The following is a 6734-nucleotide window of genomic DNA, read 5'->3' as shown; positions in this document are numbered from 1 at the left end:
GGGTCACTCCTTGAGCAGGGTGGGGGCCAACTCCGTCGTGGGCGTCACGGTTCCGTCGGCGATCCCCTCCGCCCAGTGGCAGGCCACCTTGTGCCCACCCCCGACATCCCGCAGTTCGGGGCGTTCGGTGTCGCAGCGGGTCGCCTGCCGCCACGGGCACCGGGTGTGGAAGCGGCAACCGGTGGGCGGGTTCGCCGGGGAGGGCAGGTCCCCGGTGAGCAGGATGCGCTCGCGGCTGTCCTCCACGTCGGGGTCGGGCACCGGCACCGCCGACATCAGGGCCCTGGTGTAGGGGTGGCGCGGCTCGGAGTAGATCTCGTCGCTGGGGGCCTCCTCCACCAGGGCGCCCAGGTACATCACGCCGATGACGTCGGAGATGTGCCGGACCACCGCCAGGTCGTGGGCGATCACCAGGTAGGTGAGACCCATCGACTCCTGGAGCTCCTCCAGCAGGTTGATGACCTGCGCCTGGATGGAGACGTCCAGCGCCGAGACCGGCTCGTCGCAGATGATCAGGTCGGGCTCCAGTACCAGCGCGCGGGCGATGCCGATGCGCTGCCGCTGCCCGCCGGAGAACTCGTGCGGGTAGCGGGACAGGGAGCCGGCGGGCAGGCCGACCCGCTCCAGGATCTCGGAGATCTTCGCCCGTCGTTCCTCGCGGTCGGCGCCGATGCCGTGGGCGGCCATGCCCTCGGCGAGGATGGACTCGATGTTCTGTCGGGGGTTGAGGCTGCCCAGCGGGTCCTGGAAGACCATCTGGAGGCGACGGCGGGAGCGACGCATCTCCTCCTCGGGGAGTCGCGCCAGGTCGGTGCCGTCGAAGACGGCGGCGCCGTCGGTGATGTCCACCAGCCGCAGCACGGCCCGACCCAGGGTCGTCTTGCCGCAGCCGGACTCGCCGACCAGGCCGTAGGTCTGCCCCGCCTCGACGCTCAGCGAGACGCCGTCCACGGCGTAGACGTGGCCGACGGTGCGGTCGAAGAGGATGCCCTTGCGGACCGGGAAGTGGACCTTGAGGTCCTTCAGTTCGAGCAGGGTGGTCATGCGGGGGTGTCCTTCCCGGGTGCGTCGCCGGGTTCGCCGTCGGTCGCCGTCGCGGGTGTCGTCCCGGTGTCGGGTGTCGTGTCGGAGGGGGTGCCGGCGGGTGCCCCGGAGGAGGGGGCGGCGGTGTCCCCCTCCGCGGAGGCGACCGGTACCGGGGCCTCCAGCAGCGGGGTGTGCAGGTCGGAGCTGTCCAGCACCGGGTTCACGCACCGCACCAGATGGCCGGGTTGTCCGAGGCCGGCGGGTTCGGCCAGGGCCGGGGTGCCCTCCAAACACTCCAGGGTGTAGTGGTCGCAACGGGGCGCGAAGGCGCAGCCGTCGGCCCAGGCGATGGTGTCGTTGATCGAGCCGCGGATGGGGTGGAGCGGCAGGCCGCGCGGGGCGTCCAGCCGGGGGATGGAGCCGAGGAGCCCGTGCGCGTAGGGATGCGCGGGGTCGGAGAACAGCGGGCGTCGTTCGGCGGCCTCCACCACCTTTCCCGCGTACAGCACGTTCACCCGGTCGCAGAGCCCGGCGACCACGCCCAGGTCGTGGGTGATCATCAGCAGGGCGGTGCCCTCCTGGTCGACCAGTTCCCGCAGGAGTTCGAGGATTTGCGCCTGGATGGTGACGTCCAGGGCGGTGGTCGGCTCGTCGGCGATGAGCAGGCGGGGGGCGCAGGCCACCGCCATGGCGATGAGCGCGCGCTGCCGCATGCCGCCGGAGAGCTGGTGCGGGTACTCCTTCAACCGCCGGTCCGGGTCGGGGATGCCGACGCGGTCCAGCAGGGAGGCGGCCTCCTTGCGGGCGCGTTCCCCCTTCATCCCCCGGTGGCGGGCCAGGATCTCGGTGACCTGCACGCCGATCGGGACGACCGGGTTCAGGGAGGAGAGCGGGTCCTGGAAGATCATCGCCAACTGCCGGCCGCGCAGGTCGCGCATCCGGGACGGGGAGAGGGTGAGCAGGTCGGTGCCGTCGAAGTCGGCCCGGCCGCCGAGGCGCACACCCCTGCGGGGCAGCAGACCCATCAGGGCGAGGGAGGTGACGGACTTGCCGCAGCCGGACTCGCCGACCAGGCCGACGACCTCGCCCTGCGGCACGTCGAAGGAGACGCCGGAGACGGCCGTGACGTCGCGGCGCCCCCTGGCGGTGAAGGTGACGGACAGTTCGTCCACCGTGAGCAGTGCCATGCCCATCAGCTCCGCAGTTTCGGGTCGAGTGCTTCCCGCATGGCCTCGCCCAGGAGGGTGAAACCGAGCGCGGTGATGATGATGCCGACGGCCGGATAGACGGCCAGCATGGGCGCCTGGTCGAAGAAGCGCTGCGCCTGGGCGAGCATGACGCCCCACTCGGGTTGCGCGGCGTCGGGGTTGCCCAGGCCGAGGAAGGACAGCGCGGCGGCCTCGATGATGGCCGTGGCCAGGGCCAGGGTGGCCTGAACGATGACCGGGCTCAGCGAGTTGGGCACCACGTGTGCCATCACGATGCGCCGACGGCGCACGCCCAGGGCTCGGGCGGCCAGCACGTAGTCGCTGCCGCCCTGGGCGAGCATGGCGCCGCGCAGCAATCGGGCGAAGATCGGGATCTGCACGACACCGACCGCGATCATGACGGTGGTCAGGCTCTGTCCCATGACGGCGGCGATGCTGACGGCCAGCAGCAGGGAGGGCAGGGCGAGCATCATGTCGATGAAGCGCATGATGACGGCGTCGATCCGCTGACCGACGCGTCCGCCCAGCACCAGCGCGGCGCCGGAGACTCCGCCGATCAGGGCGCCGACGGTGAAGCCGATGAGGGTGGCCACCACACCGACCAGCAGGGTCTGCCGGGCCCCGACGAGCAGTCGGGAGAACACGTCGCGGCCCAGGTGGTCCAGACCCAGCCAGTTCTCCCCGCGAGGGCCGACGAACAGGCCCCGGTTGGGGAACACCTCGCCGCGCCAGCTCTGGGCGGTGGGACTGTAGGGGGCGATCCACGGACCGATGATCGCCAGGACCACGAAGACGGCGATGATGCAGGCACCGATGATCGCCATCTTGCTGGTGCGCAGGCGGCGGAACGCCTCGACCCACAGGCCGGCGCCGGTGGTGGTCTCCCGGCGGGCGGTGAGTTCGGCGAGCCGGTCGATGCGGTCCACCTTGCGGGAGGCGCGGCGGGCGCGGTCGCCCCCGACGGGGGACGGCGCCTCGGCCTGGTGGGGGACGGCCGGCGGGCCCGACAGTTCGGGGGTGCCCGGGGTCTCCGGGCCCTCGCGGTCGTCGGGGTGGTTGGGGGTGTTCGACACAGGAGAACCCATCAGTGCACCCGCACTCTCGGGTCGATGACGCTGTAGGCGAGGTCGACCAGCAGGTTGATCAGCACGTAGATCAGCGCGATGAAGAGGATGAAGCCCATCAGGACCGGGTAGTCGCGGCCGTCGATGGCGTCACGGATGAAGGAGCCGATGCCGCCCCATGAGAAGACGGTCTCGGTGAGGACGGCGCCCGACAGCAGGCCGCCGGTGAGCAGACCGATGGCGGTGACGACCGGCAGGAGGGCGTTGCGCATCACGTGCCGCAGCCGCACCACCCGCCGGCGCAGGCCCTTGGACTCGGCGGTGCGCACGTAGTCCTCCTGGAGGACCTCCAGGACACTGGCCCGGGTCATGCGGGTGATGATCGCCAGGGGGATGGAGGCCAGGGCCACGGCGGGCAGCACCAGATGCCACAGGGCGTCGGCCGAGGCGTCCCACTCGCCGGTGAGGATGCCGTCCAGGACGTGGAATCCGGTGACGTCGGTGGCGTTGATGCCGGTGGATTGTCTGCCGACGCTGGGGAACCAGCCGAGCACCACCGCGAAGACCTCCTTGAGGAGGAACGCGAGGAAGAACACCGGGATGCAGATGCCGATCAGGGAGCCGGTGACGGCCCCGATGTCGAGCCAGCCGCCGCGCCGACGGGCGGCGAAGTAGCCCAGCGGCACACCGATGAGGATCGCCAGGAACATGGCGGCGAGGGCGAGTTCGACGGTGGCGGGGAAGCGCATCGTGAACTCCTCCCACACCGGGCGACCGGTGCGGATGGAGGTGCCGAGGTCGAGTTCGACCAGGCGTCGCAGGAAACGGCCGTACTGCACCCACAGGGGTTGGTCGAGCCCGAGCAGTGCCTCCGCCTGACGGCGGTCGGCCTCGGTGGCCCGCTCACCGAGCAGCGCGGCGGTCGGACCACCGGGCAGTCGGTGGAGCCAGATGAAGAGCAGAACCGACAACCCGACCAGGGTGGGGATCAGTTGTAGGAGTCTGCGCACGATGAGACGCAACACGGAGTTGACGCGCCTTTCTCGAGGGGTCACGCGGTGTGCGCGCGGTGGTTCGCGTGCTTCGACGGGGCCCGGGGAGGGCGGACCCGCCGGGCCGGCGCGGCACACGGGTGGGCGCGGCGGTCGGCCGGCGAGGTGGACGGGAGGGCGGACCCGTGGAATCCGGGTTCCGCTCCGCCGCGAACGCCGTCCGGACCGGCATCCCTCGGGGGCCGGTCCGGACGGGCAGCGGTCCGCCCGGCCCCGGCGGGGAGCCGGGGCCGGGCGGTGCCGGTCGGGCGCGGTGGGCGGCCCGACCGGTGCGTGCCCGCGGTGGTTACTTGAAGGAGCCCTCCGCGAACTTCTCCTGCGTCAGCGGGGAGACGGTCGGCGGGTTGATGTTCTCCGCGAACGCGATGGAGGGCGGCGAGGAGGAGATCGGGACGCCCGGCAGGAAGTCCATCACCAGCTCGTTGATCTCCTCGTACATGGAGACGCGGGTCTCGAGGTCGGGCTCGACCGCGGCCGCGGCGAGGGCGTCGAAGATCTCGTCGTTGCGGAAGCCCCATTCCTTGGAGTAGCCGTCGAACCAGGTGCCCAGGAAGTTGTAGGCGTCGTTGAAGTCACCGGTCCAACCGAGCAGGTAGAGGTTGCAACCGCCGTCCCGGGTGGTGTCCAGGTAGTCGGGGGTCCACTGCATCGGGCGCGGCCGGACGGTGATGCCGACCTCTTCCAGGTCCGACTTCATCAACTCGAAGAGGTCGGCCGGGGAGGGCATGTAGGGCCGGGTGACCTCGGTCGGGTAGCAGAAGTCGAGGGCCAGGTCCTCGGCGTCCGCCTCCGCCAGCAGGTCCCGGGCCGTGTCCGGCTCGTAGGCGTAGGTGGTGACGTTCTCCGAGTGGCCCTCGATGGTGTCGGGGACGAACTGGGTGGCGACCACGCCGCCCTCGGGCAGCTGGGTGTCGACCAGGGTCTGCCGGTCCAGGGCGTGGGCGATGGCCTGCCGGACCCGGAGGTCCTCCAGCGCCTCGTTGCTCTCCTGGGTGAACGCCAGGTAGAAGATGTTGAAGACGTCCCGGGTGGGCACCTGGAAGCCGGCGTCCAGCAGGGTGTCCACGTCGCCGGGGGCGACGAGGTCGTAGCCGTGGATCTCACCGGTCTGCAGGGCCTGGCGACGGGCCGCCTCGTCGGGGATCGTGCGGAAGACGATCTCCTCGAAGCCGGCCGTCTCGCCCCAGTAGTCGTCGAAGCGGGTGATGGTCACCTCGCCGCTGGACTTGTTCCACCGGGTCAGCTCGAACGGACCGGTGCCGGCGATGGTGCCGGCCTCCTGGCTGTAGTTCGGCATCGAGATGGCGTCGCCCTCACCGGTGGCCTGGTCGTCCTTGTAGGCCTCGATGGAGTTGGGCGAGTGGATGGCGAAGGCCGCGAGGGAGAAGGCGCCCGGGTAGACGGCGGAGGGCTCGTTGACCCGGATGACGGCCGTCAGGTCGTCGGTCGCCTCGCAACCCGCGTAGTTGGACTCCGGGGTGTCCTCGCTCTCGTTCTCGGCGAAGCCACCGAACTCGGCCTGCCAGTAGTAGGTGAGCGCGGTCGACTGGTAGGTGCCGGTGAGGTTGTACCAGTGGTCGAAGTTCTGGCAGACGACCTCGGCGGTGAGCTCGGCCCCGTCGTGGAAGGTCACCCCGTCCCGGAGGAAGAAGGTCCACTCGGTGCCCTCGTCGTTGCTCTCCCACTCCTCGGCGAGGCCGCCGACCAGTTCCGAGCCGCCGGACTCGTGGTCCAGGAGGGTCTCGAGCACCTGGCGGGAGATGCGGAAGGTCTCGCCGTCGCTGGCGAGGAAGGGGTCGAGGGACGCCGGGTTGCCGGCGGCGCCGAAGACGAAGGCCTCCGTGGGGGCCGCGTCGTCGGACGTGTCGCGTTCGCTGCTGCAGGCGGTCGCGACCAGTGAGATCGAAACCGCCGCCGCGACCGCGGCAGCCTTGGATCGGGCTATCTGCATCATCCACCTCAGGGGTTGGCGGTGGTAGGGCCGGTTCTGGTGGCCGCACATTACTGCGCAACCCCATAGTTGTGAACGGCCGGCAGACGGGCGAGACCGAGCCGCAACCAGCACTCTTCCCGGGGGCAACCTTTTTTCGGCGTGTCCCGCTTGCGTCGAGGGCCCCGGGGCTCCCCGCTCCGGAGCACCACCCCCGTCAACACGGCGGGAAATCATTCGAACACACAGCGCGACCAGTGAGGGGATCCGAAAAATTTTCGGGGAGCGCGGCAACCTTCCCCGCGGTGGCGGCAACCAGGAAATGCGCACACCGGTGCGCGGCGGCAAGGGACTTCGAGCCACGGGTCCGGCCGCACGGGGCGCATCGGGAGAGGTTCCGCCACCCCCTTCGCGGCGGTCGGGGGACGGGGGCCGTCGCTCGACGCCCCGCCCC

Annotated in this window: 5 protein-coding genes; all 5 read right to left on the bottom strand. The window is 70.8% G+C overall.

Annotation, left to right across the window (positions count from 1 at the left end):
- Nucleotides 1–3: 3 nt before the first annotated feature.
- Nucleotides 4–1044 carry an ABC transporter ATP-binding protein gene (locus FNQ90_RS08400; protein ID WP_182605790.1) on the bottom strand — a complete coding sequence of 347 codons (1041 nt, stop codon included), beginning with the start codon at nucleotides 1042–1044 and terminating at the stop codon, nucleotides 4–6.
- Nucleotides 1041–2213, bottom strand: a complete 1173-nt coding sequence (locus FNQ90_RS08395) for an ABC transporter ATP-binding protein (protein WP_182605789.1) — start codon at nucleotides 2211–2213, stop codon at nucleotides 1041–1043. The genes FNQ90_RS08400 and FNQ90_RS08395 overlap by 4 nt, the downstream gene beginning before the upstream one ends.
- 5 nt (nucleotides 2214–2218) lie before the next feature.
- Nucleotides 2219–3319, bottom strand: a complete 1101-nt coding sequence (locus tag FNQ90_RS08390) for an ABC transporter permease (protein ID WP_143619508.1) — start codon at nucleotides 3317–3319, stop codon at nucleotides 2219–2221.
- A complete protein-coding gene (locus FNQ90_RS08385) occupies nucleotides 3319–4323 on the bottom strand; it encodes an ABC transporter permease (protein ID WP_143619505.1) in 1005 nt (334 codons plus the stop codon). Before FNQ90_RS08385 ends, FNQ90_RS08390 begins: the two co-directional genes overlap by 1 nt.
- 313 nt (nucleotides 4324–4636) lie before the next feature.
- Nucleotides 4637–6301, bottom strand: a complete 1665-nt coding sequence (locus tag FNQ90_RS08380) for an ABC transporter substrate-binding protein (protein WP_182605791.1) — start codon at nucleotides 6299–6301, stop codon at nucleotides 4637–4639.
- Nucleotides 6302–6734 lie beyond the last annotated feature (433 nt).

It is taken from the genome of Streptomyces alkaliphilus, assembly GCF_014141535.1.
GTDB lineage: Bacteria > Actinomycetota > Actinomycetes > Streptomycetales > Streptomycetaceae > Streptomyces > Streptomyces alkaliphilus.
This window is presented reverse-complemented; position numbering and strand designations above follow the sequence as displayed.

Excerpts from the sequence above, each read along its gene's own strand:
- FNQ90_RS08390 (WP_143619508.1), bottom strand. The coding sequence starts at position 3,319 with ATGGGTTCTCCTGTGTCGAACACCCCCAACCACCCCGACGACCGCGAG.
- FNQ90_RS08400 (WP_182605790.1), bottom strand. The coding sequence starts at position 1,044 with ATGACCACCCTGCTCGAACTGAAGGACCTCAAGGTCCACTTCCCGGTC.
- FNQ90_RS08395 (WP_182605789.1), bottom strand. The coding sequence starts at position 2,213 with ATGGCACTGCTCACGGTGGACGAACTGTCCGTCACCTTCACCGCCAGG.
- FNQ90_RS08380 (WP_182605791.1), bottom strand. The coding sequence starts at position 6,301 with ATGCAGATAGCCCGATCCAAGGCTGCCGCGGTCGCGGCGGCGGTTTCG.